Origin of the sequence: Cupriavidus sp. Agwp_2 (assembly GCF_040784895.1) — a bacterium.
In the GTDB taxonomy this organism is placed as follows: domain Bacteria; phylum Pseudomonadota; class Gammaproteobacteria; order Burkholderiales; family Burkholderiaceae; genus Cupriavidus.
In genome coordinates, this window is the sequence record NZ_CP088084.1 from 1,052,980 (window position 1) to 1,069,932 (window position 16,953).

General features: G+C 67.8%; 16 protein-coding genes. 8 read left to right on the forward strand and 8 right to left on the reverse strand.

From position 1 onward, the window contains the following. Positions 1–21 precede the first annotated feature (21 nt). A complete protein-coding gene (locus tag LPA45_RS22555; protein WP_317921315.1) occupies positions 22–3,597 on the reverse strand; it encodes an indolepyruvate ferredoxin oxidoreductase family protein in 3,576 nt (1,191 codons plus the stop codon). Between the two features lie 113 nt (positions 3,598–3,710). On the opposite strand from LPA45_RS22555, the gene LPA45_RS22560 reads away from it, so the two are divergent. After that, a complete protein-coding gene (locus tag LPA45_RS22560) occupies positions 3,711–4,646 on the forward strand; it encodes a LysR substrate-binding domain-containing protein (protein WP_116319729.1) in 936 nt (311 codons plus the stop codon). A 153-nt stretch (positions 4,647–4,799) separates the two neighbouring features. Here LPA45_RS22560 and LPA45_RS22565 read toward each other — a convergent pair whose 3' ends face one another. From LPA45_RS22565 to LPA45_RS22585, 5 genes are all read right to left on the reverse strand, one after another. After that, positions 4,800–5,210 (reverse strand): cupin domain-containing protein, encoded by a 411-nt coding sequence (locus LPA45_RS22565; protein WP_116319730.1) that lies wholly within the window; start codon positions 5,208–5,210, stop codon positions 4,800–4,802. Between the two features lie 5 nt (positions 5,211–5,215). Then, the gene (locus LPA45_RS22570; RefSeq protein ID WP_317921317.1) at positions 5,216–5,434 is read right to left on the reverse strand and encodes a hypothetical protein; all 219 of its coding nucleotides are present in this window, start codon (positions 5,432–5,434) and stop codon (positions 5,216–5,218) included. Between the two features lie 215 nt (positions 5,435–5,649). Beyond that, positions 5,650–6,306, reverse strand: a complete 657-nt coding sequence (gene wrbA, locus LPA45_RS22575; RefSeq protein WP_317921318.1) for an NAD(P)H:quinone oxidoreductase — start codon at positions 6,304–6,306, stop codon at positions 5,650–5,652. 33 nt (positions 6,307–6,339) lie between these two features. Beyond that, the gene (locus tag LPA45_RS22580) at positions 6,340–7,290 is read right to left on the reverse strand and encodes a ring-cleaving dioxygenase (RefSeq protein WP_317921320.1); all 951 of its coding nucleotides are present in this window, start codon (positions 7,288–7,290) and stop codon (positions 6,340–6,342) included. A gap of 71 nt (positions 7,291–7,361) precedes the next feature. Further along, positions 7,362–8,045, reverse strand: coding sequence for a nitroreductase (locus LPA45_RS22585; protein ID WP_116319732.1), 684 nt, complete (start codon positions 8,043–8,045; stop codon positions 7,362–7,364). Positions 8,046–8,238: 193 nt separating this feature from the next. Between LPA45_RS22585 and LPA45_RS22590 the strand changes: the two genes are divergently transcribed. From LPA45_RS22590 to LPA45_RS22620, 7 genes are all read left to right on the forward strand, one after another. Continuing rightward, the gene (locus LPA45_RS22590; protein WP_116319733.1) at positions 8,239–9,150 is read left to right on the forward strand and encodes a LysR substrate-binding domain-containing protein; all 912 of its coding nucleotides are present in this window, start codon (positions 8,239–8,241) and stop codon (positions 9,148–9,150) included. A 142-nt stretch (positions 9,151–9,292) separates the two neighbouring features. Then, positions 9,293–10,411, forward strand: a complete 1,119-nt coding sequence (locus tag LPA45_RS22595; protein ID WP_317921321.1) for an iron-containing alcohol dehydrogenase — start codon at positions 9,293–9,295, stop codon at positions 10,409–10,411. After that, positions 10,408–11,796 (forward strand): amidase, encoded by a 1,389-nt coding sequence (locus LPA45_RS22600; protein ID WP_317921400.1) that lies wholly within the window; start codon positions 10,408–10,410, stop codon positions 11,794–11,796. Before LPA45_RS22595 ends, LPA45_RS22600 begins: the two co-directional genes overlap by 4 nt. Before the next feature lie 40 nt (positions 11,797–11,836). Next, complete coding sequence (locus LPA45_RS22605) at positions 11,837–12,757, forward strand: tryptophan 2,3-dioxygenase (protein ID WP_317921322.1); 921 nt, start codon at positions 11,837–11,839, stop codon at positions 12,755–12,757. Positions 12,758–12,886: 129 nt separating this feature from the next. Continuing rightward, on the forward strand, positions 12,887–13,339 hold the full coding sequence (locus LPA45_RS22610; protein ID WP_317921323.1) for a cupin domain-containing protein: 453 nt from the start codon (positions 12,887–12,889) through the stop codon (positions 13,337–13,339). Beyond that, the gene (locus LPA45_RS22615) at positions 13,339–13,680 is read left to right on the forward strand and encodes a glyoxalase/bleomycin resistance/extradiol dioxygenase family protein (RefSeq protein ID WP_116319737.1); all 342 of its coding nucleotides are present in this window, start codon (positions 13,339–13,341) and stop codon (positions 13,678–13,680) included. Before LPA45_RS22610 ends, LPA45_RS22615 begins: the two co-directional genes overlap by 1 nt. A 136-nt stretch (positions 13,681–13,816) precedes the next feature. Continuing rightward, positions 13,817–13,939 carry a hypothetical protein gene (locus LPA45_RS22620; RefSeq protein ID WP_271815877.1) on the forward strand — a complete coding sequence of 41 codons (123 nt, stop codon included), beginning with the start codon at positions 13,817–13,819 and terminating at the stop codon, positions 13,937–13,939. A gap of 36 nt (positions 13,940–13,975) precedes the next feature. On the opposite strand, the gene LPA45_RS22625 is transcribed toward LPA45_RS22620, so the two are convergent. Both LPA45_RS22625 and LPA45_RS22630 read right to left on the reverse strand, forming a co-directional pair. Next, positions 13,976–15,349: an LLM class flavin-dependent oxidoreductase gene (locus LPA45_RS22625; protein WP_317921325.1), complete on the reverse strand. Its 1,374-nt coding sequence runs from the start codon at positions 15,347–15,349 to the stop codon at positions 13,976–13,978. 272 nt (positions 15,350–15,621) lie between these two features. Next, a complete protein-coding gene (locus LPA45_RS22630; protein WP_116319739.1) occupies positions 15,622–16,923 on the reverse strand; it encodes a UDP-N-acetylglucosamine 1-carboxyvinyltransferase in 1,302 nt (433 codons plus the stop codon). Positions 16,924–16,953 lie beyond the last annotated feature (30 nt).

Consider the following 16,953-nt stretch of genomic DNA (forward strand, 5'->3'; position numbering starts at 1 on the left):
CCCGGTTGCATGCGGCGCGGATCAGGCCGCGGCCCGGCGTGCCGCCCCGCGGTACTGCGCCAGCAGGGCCTCGCGCCGCGCGGCGGCCGCCTGCATGCTGGCTTCCTTGACGTGCCCGTAGCCGCGGATGTCGTCGGGCAAGGCAGCCAGCGCCAGCGCCGTGTCCATCTTGTCGGCGCTCAGCGACGCAGCGAACTCTTCGACCATGGCCAGGTAGCCGGCCACCAGGGCGCGCTCGGCGCGGCGTTCCGCGGTCTTGCCGAACACGTCGAACGCGGTGCCGCGCAGGCCTTTCAGGCGGGCCAGCAAGCGGAAGGCGGTCAGCGTGCGCGGGCCGAAGCGGCGCTTCACTGGATGGCCCTTGCTGTCAGTCTTGCCCGCATTCGTCAGCGTGGGCGGGGCCAGCCAGAAGTTGAGCTGGTAGTCGCGGCCGGGCTCGCCTTCGAACTGCGCACGCAGCTTGTCGAGGAACGACGGATCGGCATAGAGGCGCGCCACCTCGTACTCGTCCTTGTACGCCATCAGCTTGGCCAGGTTGCGCGCCACCGCTTCGGTCAGCGGCAGCTTGCGGTCGGCGCCCAGCTTCTGCTCGGCGGCACGGACGCGCTCGACCGCTTCACGGTAGCGGTTTGCGTACGCGGCGTTCTGGTAGTCGGTCAGCATCGACTCGCGCTTGCGGATCAGCGTGTCCAGCGTCTGCGGCATCGCCACCACGTGGGCCGGATGCGCCGGCGCATCCGGCAGCAGCGCCTTCACGGCAGCCTCGCCGTGGTGCGCCAGATACCGGCCCCATTCGAACGCCTGGCGGTTCTTCTCGACCGACACGCCGTTGAGTTCGATCGCACGCAGCAGGCTGGCATGCTGCAGCGGGATCCAGCCCTTCTGCCAGGCAAAGCCGAGCAGCAACGGGTTGGAGTAGATGGCATCGGCCAGCAGCGTCACTGCCCATGCGCTGGCGTCGATAAACGCGCTGGCCTCGCCCACGCTGTTGCGCAGGTCCTGCTCGGCGCTGGCGCCGGGGAATTTCCACTTCGGGTTCTTGATGAACTCGGCGGTCGGGGTGTTGGCGCTGTTGACTACGGCGGCGGTGACGCCGTGCCGGGTCTTGGACAGCACCTCGGACGAGGCCGAGACGATGGCATCGCCGCCGATCACCAGCCGCGCTTCGCCGGTGGCGATACGCGTGGCATGCAGGTCGTGCGGCGCCGGCGCGATCTGCACGTGGCTGATCACCGCCCCGCCCTTCTGCGCCAAGCCCGCCATATCGAGCACGGTAACGCCCTTGCGTTCCAGGTGCGCGGCCATGCCGAGCAGGCCGCCGATGGTCACCACGCCGGTGCCGCCCACGCCCGTCACCAGCACGCCGTACGGCCGTTCCAGCGCGGGCAGGGAAGGCAGCGGCAGCGCGTCGAAATCGGCGCCGGCGCCCTTGCCGCCCGCCGCCGCCGGCTTGCGCACCTGCGCGCCCTCGGCGGTGACGAAGCTGGGGCAGAAGCCGTTGACGCACGAAAAGTCCTTGTTGCACGACGACTGGTTGATCCGGCGCTTGGTGCCCAGCTCGGTTTCCAGCGGTTCCACCGACAGGCAGTTGGACTTGACCGAGCAGTCGCCGCAGCCTTCGCAGACTGCGTCGTTGATAAAGGCGCGCCTGGCCGGATCCGGATACGTGCCGCGCTTGCGGCGGCGGCGCTTCTCGGTGGCGCAGGTCTGGTCGTAGATCAGGATGGTGACGCCCTCGGTGTCGCGCAGTTCAAGCTGCACGGCATCGAGCTGGTCGCGATGGAACACGGTCACGCCGGACGGCAGCATGCTGCCATCGCCGTACTTCTGCGGCTCGTCGGTGACGACGACCAGCTTCTTGGCGCCCTCGGCCAGCACCTGGTGGGCGATCTGCGGCACAGTCAGCACGCCGTCGAACGGCTGGCCGCCGGTCATCGCCACCGCGTCGTTGAACAGGATCTTGTAGGTAATGTTGGCCTTGGCCGCGATCGAGGCACGGATCGCCAGCAGCCCCGAGTGGAAGTACGTGCCGTCGCCCAGGTTGGCGAACACATGCTTGTCGCTGGTGAAATGCATCTGGCCGGTCCACGCCACCCCTTCGCCGCCCATCTGGCTGAAGGTGTCGGTATTGCGGTCCATCCACAAGGTCATGTAGTGGCAGCCGATGCCGGCCAGCGCGCGCGACCCTTCCGGCACGCGCGTGGAGGTGTTGTGCGGGCAGCCCGAGCAGAACCAGGGCTTGCGCTCGACCGCGATGCGCGGCTGCGCGGCCTCGCGCTCCTTGGCCTCGATTACCGCCACGCGCGCGGCAATGCGGGCGCGCACGGCTTCAGGCAGGTCGAAGCGCTCCAGGCGCCGGGCGATGGCCTTGGCGATCAGCGCCGGCGACAGCTCGTAGTGCGCCGGCAGCAGCCAGTCGCCACGCGGCACCGACCATTCGCCGCCGTCGTTGCCGCGCTGGTCGAACTTGCCGAACACCTTGGGCCGCACGTCCTCGCGCCAGTTGTACAGCTCTTCCTTGAGCGCGTATTCCAGGATCTGGCGCTTCTCTTCCACCACCAGGATTTCTTCCAGGCCGGTGGCGAACTCGCGCGCGCCATGCGCCTCCAGCGGCCACACGCAGCCCACCTTGTAGACGCGGATGCCGATGCGGGCACAGGTCTCGTCATCGAGGCCGAGGTCGACCAGCGCCTGGCGCACATCGAGGTAAGCCTTCCCCGCCGTCATGATGCCGAAGCGCGCGTCGGGCGAATCGAGCACGACACGGTTGAGGCGGTTGGCGCGGACATAGGCCAGCGCCGCGTACCACTTGTGGTCGAGCAGGCGCGCTTCCTGTTCCAGCGGAGTATCTGGCCAGCGGATATTGAGGCCGCCGGCCGGCATGGCAAAGTCTTGCGGCAGCACGACCTGCACGCGGTCGGGGTCGATCTCGACCGAGGCGGTCGACTCGACCACGTCGGTGACGCACTTCATCGACACCCACAGGCCGGAATATCGGCTCATGGCCCAGCCGTGCAGGCCGTAGTCGAGGTATTCCTGCACGTTGGACGGATACAGCACCGGAATGCCGGCGGCCTGCAGCACGTGCTCGGACTGGTGCGCGACGGTGGAGGACTTGGCGGCATGGTCGTCGCCGGCCAGCAGCAGCACGCCGCCATGGCGCGACGAGCCGGCGGAATTGGCGTGTTTGAGCACGTCGATGGAGCGGTCCACGCCCGGGCCCTTGCCATACCACATCGAGAACACGCCGTCGCGCGAGGCGTTGGGGAACAGGTTGACCTGCTGCGAACCCCATACCGCGGTGGCGGCCAGGTCTTCGTTGACGCCGGGCTGGAACACCACGTCGCTGGCTGCCAGGTGCTGCTTGGCCTTCCACAGCGCCTGGTCGACGCCGCCCAGCGGCGAGCCGCGGTAGCCGGAGATATAGCCGGCCGTGTTCAGGCCGGCGGCGCGGTCGCGCGCCTTCTGCAGCATTGGCAGGCGGACCAGGGCCTGGACGCCGCTCATGTAGACGCGGCCTTTGTCGAGGGTGTACTTGTCATCCAGGCTGGTGCTGGCCAGGGTGTCGAGCAGGGCGTGGGGTAGGGGTGCGTTCACGATGTCTCCGTGCTTATTCTGGTGTCCGGAGCAGTGTAGGAAGGCCGCTCGCTATCGTAAAATCAAGAATTCCAACACCTGATATCTGCAAAACGGATATCCCGGAGACGATCATGGCCCAGGCGCGCGAAAGCTCGGAGAGACTTGCCAAGGAAATCACATTGCGGCAGTTCCGCTACTTTGTCGCGGCGGCGGAAACCGGACAGTTCTCGATGGCGGCCACCGCCGAGCATGTGTCGCAATCGGCGGTGACCAATGCCGTGCTGGCGCTGGAGCAGCGGCTGGCGGTGCGCCTGTTCGAGCGGCGGCCGCACGGCGTGACGCTGACCGCGGAAGGCCACCTGTTCTACCAGCATGCGCGCCAGATCCTGGATTCGGTCGAGGATGCGCTGCGCGAGCCACGCTTCCAGGTGCACGGCCTGCAGGGCAGCGTGCGGCTGGCCGCCTCCTATACCGTGCTCGGCTACTTCCTGCCGGGCCTGCTGGCGCGCTTCCGCACCAACTACCCCGATATCGAGCTGGACCTGCTCGACATGGACCGGCCGGACATCGAGCGCGCCGTACTGGCGGGCGAGATCGAGCTGGGCATCGCCCTGCTGTCCAACCTGGAGCGGCCGCAGCGCTTCAAGCGCCACACGCTGATGCGCTCCCGGCGCCAGCTGTGGACCTCGGCCAGCCATCCGCTGCTGGAGGTCGAGCGGCCGTCACTGCGCGACATCGCCGCTTACCCCTACATCCTGATCACGGTGGACGAGGCCGAGGAATCGACCATGCGCTACTGGCGCAGCCTCAGGCTCGCGCCCAATGTCGCCTTCCGCACCGGATCGATGGAGGCGCTGCGCGGACTGGTCGCGCACGGCTTCGGCGTCACCGTGCTGTCCGACATGGTGTACCGCCCGTGGTCGCTGGAGGGCAAGCAGATCGAGGCCCGGCCGATCGCCAACGCGGTGCCGGACATGGAGGTCGGCATGCTGTGGCAGCCGGGTCGCAAGCTGGGCAAGCCGGCCGATGCGCTGCGGGAATTCCTGATCCATGCGTGCGGCAGCTGATGGGGAGCTGATGTGCCGCTGATGGGCCGTTGATGCGCCTGCCGACCGGATTCAGCGGCTGCCGAATACAAAGCGTTTGCCAAGTAAGTCCTTCGACCTGGCCGCAAAGAACGAAGGCGCGCCAGCGCGCCCCTTCGTCCTCACGGCTGCGCCCTACTTCACCGGCGTCAGGATCGGCGCACCCTTGTTCTTCAGCAGCATCACCAGGAATTTCGCCGGCTGGGTCTTGCTGGCGTTGTGCCCCACCGAATGGATATCGTCAGGGCCTTCATGCCAGGTCTGGCCAGCGGTCAGCGTGACTTCCTTGCCGCCCCTGACGCCCATGACGATGGTCCCTTCCAGCACATAGATAAATCCATGCGCATCGTGGCGATGGATCGGGTCGGCGCCACCGGGCGGATATTCCACCAGGATGATCTGCACTTCCTTGCCCGGGTATTGCGGCAAGGGCTCCGTCGTCAGCAGCGTGACCTTGGCTTCCGGGGGTGCCGCCACCGCTGGCTGCAGGGCCAGCAGTCCGCTGAGCACCAGCGCGGCGATGCCGTATTGTCTGGCGCGTTTCATGATGGTTATTCCAGGTTGGCCTTGTCGAGGCCGTAGGCTTTGTCGGATGACCCTGGCACCGTGCGGAAGGCTACGTTCACGCGGTTCCAGCCGTTGATGGCACGGATCTCGACCAGGTCGCGGATCGAGGCCTCGATCGCGCTGTTGTCGAGCAGCGTGCTGAATTCCAGGTACTTCTTGAACAGTTCGGGGGATTGCTTGATGTAGTTGATGCGTTGCGTCATGGTATCTCCTGTTGGACCGGACGATTGGGGCGATGCCCGGGGCACCGATCGCGGCGGGGTGCCGCATGGAAGAAAGGGTAGTTGACGGAGATCGCGGGCGTTAGGCGCTGGCGGTACCCATGGCGTTGCCCGGCGGGCACCAGTCAGGCCGGCCCGCCGGGGTGAATCGTGCTGCCTTCCTGCGCTACCTACCTGCGCCACCTTCCCGCGCTATCTCATGCAGGCACTGCGGCAGGCACCGCGGCAGGCACCGCGGCGACCTCGCCATGGCCGTGCAGCGCCAGGGCGACACTGGTCACCCTGCGGCCCTGGAAGCGCGCGACCGCCAGGTGATCGTCATCCGGCAGGTCGGCGTCGCGGTTCGACACATGGGTGGCGCCGTAAGGCGTGCCGGCCTTGAACATCACCGCATCGGCATAGCCAAGCGGCACGATGATCAGTCCCAGGTGCGCCATCGGCGTGTAGATCGACAGCAGCGTCGATTCGTTGCCGCCATGCTTCGACGAGGCAGAACCGAACACCGAGCCGACCTTGCCATTCAGCTTGCCCTGGAACCACAGGCCGCCCAGGCCATCGATATAGGCCTTCAGCTCGGTTGCGATCGAGCCGAAGCGCGTCGGCGTACCGAACACGATGGCATCGGCCCATTCGGCGTCAGCCGGCGTCGGTGCTTCGTAGCGCGCATTCATCGCGGTGGCGTTCTCCAGCCAGCCCGGTGCCTGGTGCATGACGTCCGGGCCCACGACTTCGCGGGCCCGGCGCAGCCGCACTTCGGCGCCAAGCTCCATGGCGCCCTCGGCAACGGCCCTGGCCAGCATCTCCGTGTTGCGGTTGCGGGAATAGAAGGCGATCAGGACTTTAGGTTTGGACATCGTCATTGGAAGTTGAGGTAAAGGTACAAAGCTTTAGACGGCGATCGGCTCGAGCCGGCCGAGCAGTTCGTCCTTGCGCTCGCGCAGCCAGGGCGGCAGCTGGAATTCCTCGCCGAAGTGGCCGGGCTGCTCGTCGATCGCGAAGCCGATGTCGGTGGTCGTCGCTTCGAAGATCACGCCGCCGGGCAACTTGAAATACATCGAGCGGAAGTAGTTGCGGTTGACCGACTCGGAAGTGTCGATATGGCCCATGGCCATGAAGCGGTCCTTCAGCACCATTTGCTGCGCCACGCTGTCGACGGCAAAGGCAACATGGTGGATCGTGCCCTCGCCATAGATGGACGACCCCTGCAGGCGGTCGGGCTCGTGCAGGAATTCCACCACCATGCCCGGGCCACCGGTGTAGGTCTCGAAGCGATGGTAGGGACCGGACGTGTCGACATGGCGGAAGTCCAGCGCCTCGGTCATGAACAGGATCGACTCCGCAACCTCGCGCAGCGACAGCGTGACGCTGTGCACGCCACGGATGGCCACGTCGGCGGGAATGCCGGCGGCCGTGCATGGCGGGCGCGCGTCGTGATCGGTTTCCACCAGGTCAAACTCGATGCCGCAGGGGTGGTAGAAGCGCTGGCGTCGTTCGCCGAAGCGTTCAGTCATGTCCGCGTCGTAATCCACGCCCCTGGACGCGAAGCGTTCGCGCCAGAACTCCAGCGCGTCGCGCGGCACCGAGTAGTTGATGACACGCACCTGGCCCGATCCGGGACGCGCCTTGACGCCCTTCTGCCGGAACGGGAACGACGTCACCAGCGTGCCGGGATCGCCGTTGGCGTTGCCGTAATAGAGGTGGTAGATGGGGTCGTCGCCGTCAAGCAGCACGGTTTTCTTGACGAGGCTCTGCCCCAGCAAGCTGACGTAGAAATCCACGTCTTCCTGCGCGCCGCTGACACCCGCGGTCAGGTGATGAAACCCTTTGATCATCGACATCTGTCTCTCCCACTTGAAGTTAAACCATGCGAATAAATAAAAATGCGGCATGGCGGCGCTGTCGCCGGCGCTCACGCCCCGACGACCGAAACAAACTCTTCCAGCTCCAGCTTGCGCAGCTGCATCCGGTTCTCCGGCAGGCTGTCGTCGGCGTAGCCGAGCGACATGCCCGCCACTACCATTTCGCTTTCCGGAATGGCCAGGTGCTCGCGCAGCACGGTGAACTGCAGCGACCAGATCTGCTGCGGGCAGGTGTCCAGTCCCCTGGCGCGGGCGGCCAGCATGATGTTCTGCAGGAAGCAGCCGTAGCAGATAAAGCTGGCGCGCTCCAGGCGGCGATCCATGGTGAAGATCAGGCCGACCGGCGCGTCGAAGAAGCGGAACTGGCGCTCGACGTCGCGCCTGCGCCCGGCCTTGTCGCTGCGCGGCACACCCTGCGCATCGCCGAGCTGGCCGCGGAAGGTGTTGAAGCGCGCCGAATAGGGTTCATGCAGCGGCGTGGGAAAGAAGGGGTATTCAGGCTCCAGGTTCTCGGGGTCGGCCCGGTACGCATCCACCGCGGCATCGGCGAGCCGTTTGCGCGCGTCGCCGACGGCGATGTAGCAGCGCCACGGCTGCGTATTGCTGGAGCTCGGCGCGTAGCGCGCCACGGAAAGAATCTCGCGCACGGTATCGAGCGGCACCGCGCGATCGAGAAAGCCGCGCTTGGTCTGGCGCCCGCGGATCAGCGCATCGACTACACCTGCAACATCCATGTTCGTGTCTCCTCTTATCGTGCAATGCAGCTTAGTGGCTCCCATCCGGTTGAGCAGCCCCCCACGCTCGTACGCAATGTCCAAGGGCGCCGAACAATCGCTGCGGTGGCGCCACACTGGCGCCGCACCATGGCAAAGCGCGCACCCAGGCAGTACCATGCGAGCGAACGCAGACACCTCCCCAACCAGTCCGATGCTCGACCTGAAAGACGTCTATTACTTCGTGCAAGTGGTCGACCGCGGTGGCTTCACGGCCGCCGGCGACAGCCTGCGGCTGCCCAAGTCGACGCTGAGTCACAGGGTCAAGGAGCTGGAGACATCGCTCGGCGTCAGGCTGATCAATCGCACTTCGCGCCAGTTCGGCGTGACCGACGTGGGCGCCGAGTTCTACCAGTACGCGGTCGCGCTGCTGCAGAGCGCCGAGGTCGCCGAGCAGGCGATGCGCCAGCGCATGGCGGAGCCGAGCGGGATCATCCGCGTCACGGTCGCGGTGGAGGTCGCGCAGTTCGCGCTGCGCAATATCCTGCCGGCGTTCCTGAGCAAGCATCCCAAGGTCGGTTTCGTGGAAGTCGCCACCGACCGGCTCGTCGACATCGTCGGCGAAGGCTTCGACCTTGCGATCCGCGGGCATACCGGGCCCCTGCAGGATTCCAACCTGGTGCAGCGGCCGCTGGCGCGCGCGCCGTGGTGCCTGTTCGCGGGCCCGGGCTACCTGGAACGGATGCCGCCGCTGGAGCAGCCCGAGCAGCTGGCATCACACACGATCATCTCGATGGCACGCAAGGGGCCGCTGCAATGGCAGCTGCAAGGCCCCGGCGACCGGGTCTTCACGCTGCCGGTCGAGCCGCGCTTCCAGAGCAACAGCATGATGTCGCTGAAGGAAGCGGCCTGCGCCAATATCGGCGTGGCGGCACTGCCTGGCTATATCTGCCGGCAGGAATTGCAGGCCGGCGTGTTGCGGCAGGTGCTGCCGGGCTGGATCGCCGCGGATGCGCGCATCTCGGCGCTGATTCCATACCGGACCGGGCTGCTGCCGGCGGTGCGGTCGCTGGTCGATTTCCTGGCCACCGAGTTTCCGCGGATCACGGCGTTCGATCCTTCCTGAGCGGGGCCGGCGCACGCGCAAGTCCCGCGTTCGGGATTCCCGGACGCTGCGTTCGCCGCTGGCAGGCTTTCAACGCCGGGCCATTCCACTATCGTTTCCATCCAGAGACCAGCCGCTTGCGCTGTCATCCTGGAGGAGACTGATGAACCAGCTGAACTGCCTGCCACAAGACGCGGTCTTGTGGGGCCACGACATCCTGCCGGCCGCCGCCGCATCGCTCGGCAAGCACGGCATCCGGCGCCCGCTGACCTTTACCGTCGAGCCCTTGCGCGACTTCCATGCGCGGCACCTGCAGCCGCACGTGCAAGGCGCCGCCGGCATCTTCACCGACCTGCCGCCGCATGCGCCGGATACCGGCGTGCGCCGCGCGCTGGACGCCTGCGTGCGCGCCGAGGCGGATTCGATCCTCGCGCTGGGCGGCGGCTCGGTGCTCGACGCGGCCAAGGCGGTCTCGCACCTGCACCACCAGCAGACCGGCCGCTACCTGCCCATCGCGGCCTTCCCGACGACGTTGTCGGGATCCGAGTTCTCGCACTATTTCGGCGTGACCGAGACCACGGGGCCCGAGCCGTTCAAGCGCAGCCATGCCGTGCGCGAGACAGTGCCGAAGGTGGTGGCCCTCGACCCGCTGCTGCTGCGCCATACCCCGCGCGAACTGCTGCTGTCATCGGCCATCAAGGGCATCGACCATGCCGTGGAAGGGATGCGCCAGGTCGATGCAGGCCATCCGCACGCGATGCTGGCGGCCGCTGGCGTGGCGCGGTTCTTTTCGGTGCTGGAGAAGTGGCCGGGCCAGCTCGATACCGCGCAGGCGCTGGCCACGGGGCGGATCACGGCGGACGACCTGCTGCAGCTGCAGCTTGCCGCGTGGCAGAGCTATTTCTTCCCGGCGTCGGTGATCTACGGCCTCAGCCACCGCATCGGGCATATCCTCGGCGGCACCTTCGGGTTGCCGCACAGCGTTACCTCGTGCATCACCCTGGCGCCGGTGCTGCGCGCCTGCGGCGCACGCTATGGCGACAAGCTGCGGATCTTCTGCGCCGGCCACGCGGGCCAGGACGCGGCGGCAATGCTGGCCGACAGGATCGCGCGGGCAGTCGCGCAACTGGGCCTGCCTGACCGCCTGCGCATGGTCGGCTTCGACCGCGCGCAGCTGGCGCAAGTCGCCGCCCTGCTGCGGCAACACTATCCGGACGAGGTTGGCGACCTTGGCGATGGCCATGACGCCGCACTCGATGCCTTGCTGGAGGGCCTGTGGTGAAGACGGCGGACTACCGCCCCGCCCTCGCCCCCAGCCCGGGCCTGCGCGGCACGCTCGCCGCGCTCCGCCATGGCCGCACGACGGCCCATGCGGAGATCAAGCAGGCCCTGGTTCGCGCCGAAGCGTGCAAGCGCGACTTCAATGCCTTTTCGGTAATCGACTGGGAGCGCGCGCTCAAGGCGGCGGCGGACAGCGACCGCCGCTACGAGGCAGGCCAGCCGCGGCCGCTGGAAGGACTGCCCATTGCGGTCAAGGACCTGATCGATACCCGCGGCATCGAGACCCGCTACGGCTCCGAGGCATACCTGGGCCACGTGCCGGGCGCCGATGCGGAGGTAGTGCAGGCCCTGGTGGAACGCGGCGCGATCGTGGTCGGCAAGACCACCACGCATGAGTTCGCGTGGGGCGTCACCACCGCGAGCGCAGCCTTCGGCGACACTCTGAACCCGCTGGACACGCGCCGGATCCCGGGCGGATCCAGCGGCGGTGCCGCCGCGGCGATCGCCGGCGGTGCCGTGGCGGCCGGGCTCGGCACCGATACCGGCGGCTCGGTCAGGATTCCGGCGGCGCTCTGCGGCGTGGCGGGCTTCAAGCCGACGCTGGGCGCACTGCCGACGCGCGGGATCTTCCCGCTGGCGCCGACGCTGGACCATCCTGGCCTCCTGGGTGGGGGCGTCGACGACATCATCGTGCTGGCGGAGGCGTTCGGCATCGCCATCCCCGAGAGCGATGCGTGGCTGTCGGCGCGGCTTGGCGTCCTGGCGGGCATCCCGCCGGTACCGCCCGAGGCGGCGGTCGCGGCCCCGTTCGATGACGCCATCGCCAGGCTCGGCAAGGTGCTTTCCTGCGAGGCCCTGCCCGCCGTCAACCTGTTCGACGGCGCCTACGAAGCCTTCGCTGGCATCGTGCTGGCCGAGGCCGCCATGGAACACTTCCGCAGGAACGACGCGGCGCGTATTGCCGCGTGCTACAGCGAGGCAACGCAGGGCCGGCTGGCCCTGGCCGGAGACCTGTTGATGGGCGACTATGCGCAGGCCCAGCAAACCCGCCACCGGCTGATCCGCGCGCTGCGGGCGTTGCTGTCGACCGTTGACTACCTGGTCTTGCCGACCTGCCCGTGCCTGGCACCGCCGCACGGCGCCGACTCGATCGCGATCGACGGCTGGTCCGGCACGGTGCGCCAGGCGCTGATGGGCTATACCGCCCCGTTCAACCTCGCCGGCTTCCCGGCCATCTCGATCCCGTTGCCCGCCCGCGACGGCAGCCTGCCCGCCGCCATGCAGGTCGTCACCCGCCCCGGCGATGACGGCGCCCTGCTGAAGATCGCACTGGAGATCGAACGCCTGCTGGAGGCGCCGTCCAGCCCAGACCACAACCTTGCCTGAAGCCCTTGCTGAAGCGCATTGCCACCCGGAGGAGCACGACATGAACCCCACACAAGCCGCAGAACTTGCCACACGCGACACGTCCACCACGTCCGCCCCGCCCGACCAGGACGCGGCCGGGCACACCCCTTACAGCGCGTGGCTGCAGACCGACGCGCTGCACAGCCTGCAGCGCCCGGTCAGCGGCCATCCCGGCGAATTCGGCTTCATCGTCGTCGCGCAGGTCTCTGAGCTGCTCTGGATGCTGATCATCCGCGAGCTCCAGGCGGCACAGGGCCACCTGCGCGCCGGCGACCTCGCCGCGGCGCTGCGCGCGCTGCAGCGCGTGATCGCCCACCACGCGCCGCTCAACGCCACGTGGCGCTCGATCGCGTGGATGACGCCGAACGACCTGCTGGCGATGCTGTCGCGTGTCGGCGAAGCCCACGGCAAGGACACCGCGCTGCAGGGCTGGACCTACCGGCACATGGTCTACCTGCTCGGCATCAAGCAGCGCGAGCACCTGCAGCATTTCGTCCCGCAGCCGCAGCGCTGGGCCATGCTGAACGAAGCGCTGTCCGCGCCAAGCCTGTATGACGACGTGCTCGCCTACCTGTCACGGGCGGGCGTGGCCATCCCCGGCGCACTGCTGGACCGGGACCTGGCCGAGCCATACGTGCCGCACCGGCAAGTCGAGCAAGCCTGGCGCGACATCTACGCCAACGCGGACGGCAACGCCGGGCTGGTGCAGCTTGGCGAGACGCTCGCCGACCTGGCGGAAGCGTTCACCGACTGGAAATTCCGCCACCTGATGGCCACTCGCCGCACCTTCGGCACGCGGCCTGCCTATTTCGGCACGGAGGGCGTCGCGTGGCTGAAGCCGACGCTGGACGAGCTGCCGTTCCCCGAGCTGTGGTCGGCGCGCAGCCTGATCGGCGAGCCGCCGCCGGGCTGCCCGCACCACGCGGGAGCGCGCGGCTGAGCCATGCGTGCGGCATTCCGGGCTAGGACAGCCCGGCGCCCGCGCCTAGAATAGGCTGACACCACGGCGCCCGGCACGGGCGCCGGTGCCATTCCCGGATCCAGGTCCCGACAGACGGAGGCGCGAATCATGAAGCCAGAACCCTTTGTGGTGACGCCGGACGCGTATGCGCGCGCACTCAACGTGGTCGGAGAGAAGATCACCGTACTCGCCTCCAACACCGCCACGCAGGGCTACGAGGTCTTCCTGCAGCAGGGCGACGAAGGCACCGGTCCGCCGCCGCATTGCCACGACTGGGACGAATCATTCTTCGTAACGCGCGGAACGATCGAGATCGGCTATGGCGGGCAGGCAGTCCAGGCGGTCGCCGGCACCTTTGTCCATGTGCCGGCAGGCACCACGCACTACTTCCGCTTCGGCGCCGGCGGGGGCGAAATGGTCTCGGTCACCAGCCACAACGGCAACGCCTCGCGCCTGTTCACGCGGCTGGATGAGGAAATCGAGCCCGGCGCACCGGATCTCGACAAGCTGCTGGCCGTGGCGCATGCCTGCGGCGTCACCATGCCGCCGCCGGAGCACTGATGCCGCTGACCCTGCTTCTACATTGCACTGACCTCGCCCAGACGGGGTCGTTCTATGACACCGCGCTCGGCTTCCGGGTCGTGGCATCCGCCGGCAACACGATCACGGTGGAAAAAGACGGTGCCAGGCTGCTGTTTACCGACCAGCCCCTCTGGCCCGCCACCACGCCGGGGCTGACCGGCACCGTCTACATCTCCGTGCCGGATGTGGCGCGCTACTACGCGCAGGTCAAGGACAAGGTGGCCATCAGCTGGCCGCTGCAGCATATGCCGTACGGCTCGCACGAGTTCGGCATGACGGACTGCAACGGCTACTACCTGGCGTTCCAGCAACAGGTCTAGCGCAGCCCGGCCGGCGCGGACCATTGCCGCGGGCATATGGTTCTGCGTACACCTTAGTTCCCCTGCCGTCAGGGCTGGACTATGGTGGAAGCGTTCCCCCGCGCATGCCAGTCACCCGGGGGCCGCAAGGAGGGTTATGGACCTGCTCGACTGGATCACCGCCGTGGCAACCGTGGTTCTGGTGTATGCCGCGCTGCGTCATCCGCTTTATCCGCCCGGCTGGGGCCGCCGGGAAGACGACCGCTCGCGGCGCCCGTGACAGGGCCGCCGCGCGGCGGCCCCCCTCATGTCTGCCTTACGCCAAGGCCACGTGGCCCGGCTCGCGCCGGTTGCGCACCGCCGGGTGCTGCGGCCGCGCCAGGCCCAGGTGCTCGCGCAGCGTGGTTCCCGTGTACTCCTCGCGGAACAGGCCGCGCCGGCGCAGTTCCGGCAGCACCAGCGCAATGAAATCCGTCAGGCCGCCGGGCAGCAGCGGCGACATGATGTTGTAGCCGTCTGCGCCGTAGCCCAGGAAGCGCGCCTCCAGTTCGTCGGCGATCTGCGCCGGCGTCCCGACCAGTTGCCAGTGGCCGCGCGCGCCGGCCACGCGCTGGTACAACTGCCGGATCGTCAGCTGTTCGCGCCGGGCCAGGTCGATCAACAGGCGCTGGCGGCTCTTGCTGGCGTTGGTGGGCGGCAGCTCCGGGATCGGGCCGTCGAGGGGATAGCCCGACAGGTCGAAGCCCCCGCTCAGGCCCGCCACCAGCGCCAGGCCCACGACCGGATCGATCAGCGACTGCAGCTGCTCGAATTTTTCCCTGGCTTCGCTCTCGCTGTGCCCGACCACCGGGAACACGCCGGGCAGGATCTTCAGGTCGTCGGCCGAACGGCCATAGCGCGGCAGGCGCCCCTTCAGGTCGGCATAGAAGGCAATGGCGTCGTCCAGCGTCTGCTGCGCCGTGAACACCGCTTCGCCGCTGCGTGCCGCCAGTTCCTTGCCGGCCTCGGACGAGCCCGCTTGCACCACCACCGGATGTCCCTGAGGCGCACGCGCCACGTTCAGCGGCCCCTGCACGGAGAAGTGCGCGCCCTTGTGGCCCAGCACATGGCGTCGGGCGGGATCGTAGAAGCGCCCGGCGGCCTTGTCGCGCACGAAGGCATCGTCTTCCCAGCTGTCCCACAGCCCGGTCACCACGTCGACAAACTCTTCGGCGCGCCCATAACGGTCGGCGTGGTCGAAATGATCGTCGCGGTTGAAGTTGCGCGCCTCATGCGCGCTCGACGAAGTCACCAGGTTCCAGCCGGCGCGGCCGCCTGAAATGTGGTCGAGCGAGGCGAACTTGCGGGCGATGTGGTACGGCTCGTTGAAGCTGGTGGAGGCCGTGCCGACCAGGCCGATGCGCGAGGTCACCGCGGCCAGCGCCGACAGCAGCGTGATGGGCTCGAACTGCGCCTGGTAGCTGTGCGCGGTGCGGCTGAGGAACTCGACATCGTCGCCGCGCGTGCCGACGCCATCGGCAAGAAACACCAGGTCGAACTTCGCCGCTTCCGCGGCCTGTGCCAGTTCGACGTAGTGCCGGAAATCGATGCCCGCATCCGCCTTGGCGTCCGGATGGCGCCATGCGGCGATATGGTGGCCGCTGGGGTAGAGAAACGCGCCCAGTCGGATCTGGTCGTTGCGTCGTGCCATCTGTAGCTTCCCCTCGTGTGTCGTCGACGAAGCTGACATCGTAAGGACCGCACGCGCGCTTGCGAACGCAGGGATTCTTCTTTGCTTAGACGGGGCGGCCGCATATCGAAGGATGGTTGCGGCAGCATGGCGTGGCGACGCTGTCGCGCCGCGTCCGCCATGCCTGGCAGGTGCCTTCGAGCGCTACAACCAGTGGGGCGGCGCGGGCCTTGAGGGGCAGCCTGCTGGTCATCGAGGTGCAGGCCGCCCTCGCGCCACGGGCAGGGTTGTAATTATTCCTCGCTGGTCCACTCGACATGGACGCCGAGGCTGCGCAGGTTCTCGACAAAGCGCGGATGCGCGCGCCGGATCGGCGTGGCGTTGCGGATCTCCGAGCGGCCTTCGATGCTGGCCGCGACCATGAACAGCGCAATCGCGACGCGGATGATGTACGGGCTTTCCACCACGGCGGGCGTCAGCGGATTGCCGCCGAAGGTGATCAGCCGGTGCGGGTCAGACTGGAACACATGCGCGCCGAACTTCGACAGCTCGCCGGTCCAGCCCAGCGCGCCGTCGTAGATCTTGTTCCAGAACATCGCGTTGCCCTGCGCACGCACGCCCAGCGCGATAAAGATCGGCAGCAGGTCGACCGGGAAATACGGCCACGGCGCGGCCTCGACCTTGGTCAGCACGTTGCTGGTGAACGGCGTCTGCACCTTCAGCGGCCCCTGCAGCAGCGCGCGCGACCAGCCGTCCTCATGCACCACCTGCACGCCGAACTTGGCGAAGGTGCGGTCGATCAGCGGGAAATTGCCCGGCGTGCTGTTGCGCACCACCACGTCGCCACCGGTGATCGCGCCCAGCGCGAGGAAGGTGGTGATCTCGTGGAAATCTTCCTCGAAGGTGAATTCGCCGCCGCGCAGCCGGCCGCCGCCGCGCACGGTCAGGCGCGAGGTGCCGATGCCGTCGATATCGGCGCCCATCATCTGCATGAAGCGGCAGAACTCCTGCACATGCGGCTCGGACGCGGCATTGGTCAGCGTCGATTCGCCTTCGGCGGCGGCCGCGCACAGCACGAAGTTCTCGGTGGTGGTCACCGAGGCATAGTCGAGCCAGTGGTGCGTGGGCTTGAGCGGGCCGCCGCTGCGCACCAGCAGCGAGCCGCTGGCGCGCTCCACCTCGCCGCCGAACGAGCGGAAGATGTCGACGTGCGGGTCGATCTCGCGCACGCCCAGCGTGCAGCCCTTGACGTTGTCTTCCAGCCGCGCCACGCCGAAGCGGGCCAGCAGCGGCGGCACCAGCATGATCGACGAGCGCATTTCTTCCGGCAGCCGGTGCGAGGTGGCGTCGAAAGTGGTGTCGCGGTGGTGCAGGTCGAGCGTGCCGGTGGCTTCATCGAGCCGGACATCGCTGCCCAGCATGCGGAAAATATCGAGGATCTTGCGGACATCCGTGATGTCCGGCACGCCGTGCAGGCGCAGCGGCTGGTCGGTCAGCAGCGTGGCGCAAAGCACCGGCAGCACGGCATTCTTGTTGGCGGAGGGGATGATGCGGCCGCGCAGGGGCGTGCCACCGTGGACGATGAGATTAGACATGGGCGAAGCGGTCGGGGTGGCGGAAAAGGC

Excerpts from the sequence above, each read along its gene's own strand:
- LPA45_RS22615 (WP_116319737.1), top strand. The coding sequence starts at position 13,339 with ATGCCGCTGACCCTGCTTCTACATTGCACTGACCTCGCCCAGACGGGG.
- LPA45_RS22610 (WP_317921323.1), top strand. The coding sequence starts at position 12,887 with ATGAAGCCAGAACCCTTTGTGGTGACGCCGGACGCGTATGCGCGCGCA.
- LPA45_RS22565 (WP_116319730.1), bottom strand. The coding sequence starts at position 5,210 with ATGAAACGCGCCAGACAATACGGCATCGCCGCGCTGGTGCTCAGCGGA.
- LPA45_RS22585 (WP_116319732.1), bottom strand. The coding sequence starts at position 8,045 with ATGGATGTTGCAGGTGTAGTCGATGCGCTGATCCGCGGGCGCCAGACC.
- LPA45_RS22605 (WP_317921322.1), top strand. The coding sequence starts at position 11,837 with ATGAACCCCACACAAGCCGCAGAACTTGCCACACGCGACACGTCCACC.
- LPA45_RS22580 (WP_317921320.1), bottom strand. The coding sequence starts at position 7,290 with ATGTCGATGATCAAAGGGTTTCATCACCTGACCGCGGGTGTCAGCGGC.
- LPA45_RS22630 (WP_116319739.1), bottom strand. The coding sequence starts at position 16,923 with ATGTCTAATCTCATCGTCCACGGTGGCACGCCCCTGCGCGGCCGCATC.
- LPA45_RS22595 (WP_317921321.1), top strand. The coding sequence starts at position 9,293 with ATGAACCAGCTGAACTGCCTGCCACAAGACGCGGTCTTGTGGGGCCAC.
- LPA45_RS22570 (WP_317921317.1), bottom strand. The coding sequence starts at position 5,434 with ATGACGCAACGCATCAACTACATCAAGCAATCCCCCGAACTGTTCAAG.
- LPA45_RS22620 (WP_271815877.1), top strand. The coding sequence starts at position 13,817 with ATGGACCTGCTCGACTGGATCACCGCCGTGGCAACCGTGGTTCTGGTG.
- LPA45_RS22590 (WP_116319733.1), top strand. The coding sequence starts at position 8,239 with ATGCTCGACCTGAAAGACGTCTATTACTTCGTGCAAGTGGTCGACCGC.
- LPA45_RS22560 (WP_116319729.1), top strand. The coding sequence starts at position 3,711 with ATGGCCCAGGCGCGCGAAAGCTCGGAGAGACTTGCCAAGGAAATCACA.
- LPA45_RS22625 (WP_317921325.1), bottom strand. The coding sequence starts at position 15,349 with ATGGCACGACGCAACGACCAGATCCGACTGGGCGCGTTTCTCTACCCC.
- wrbA (WP_317921318.1), bottom strand. The coding sequence starts at position 6,306 with ATGTCCAAACCTAAAGTCCTGATCGCCTTCTATTCCCGCAACCGCAAC.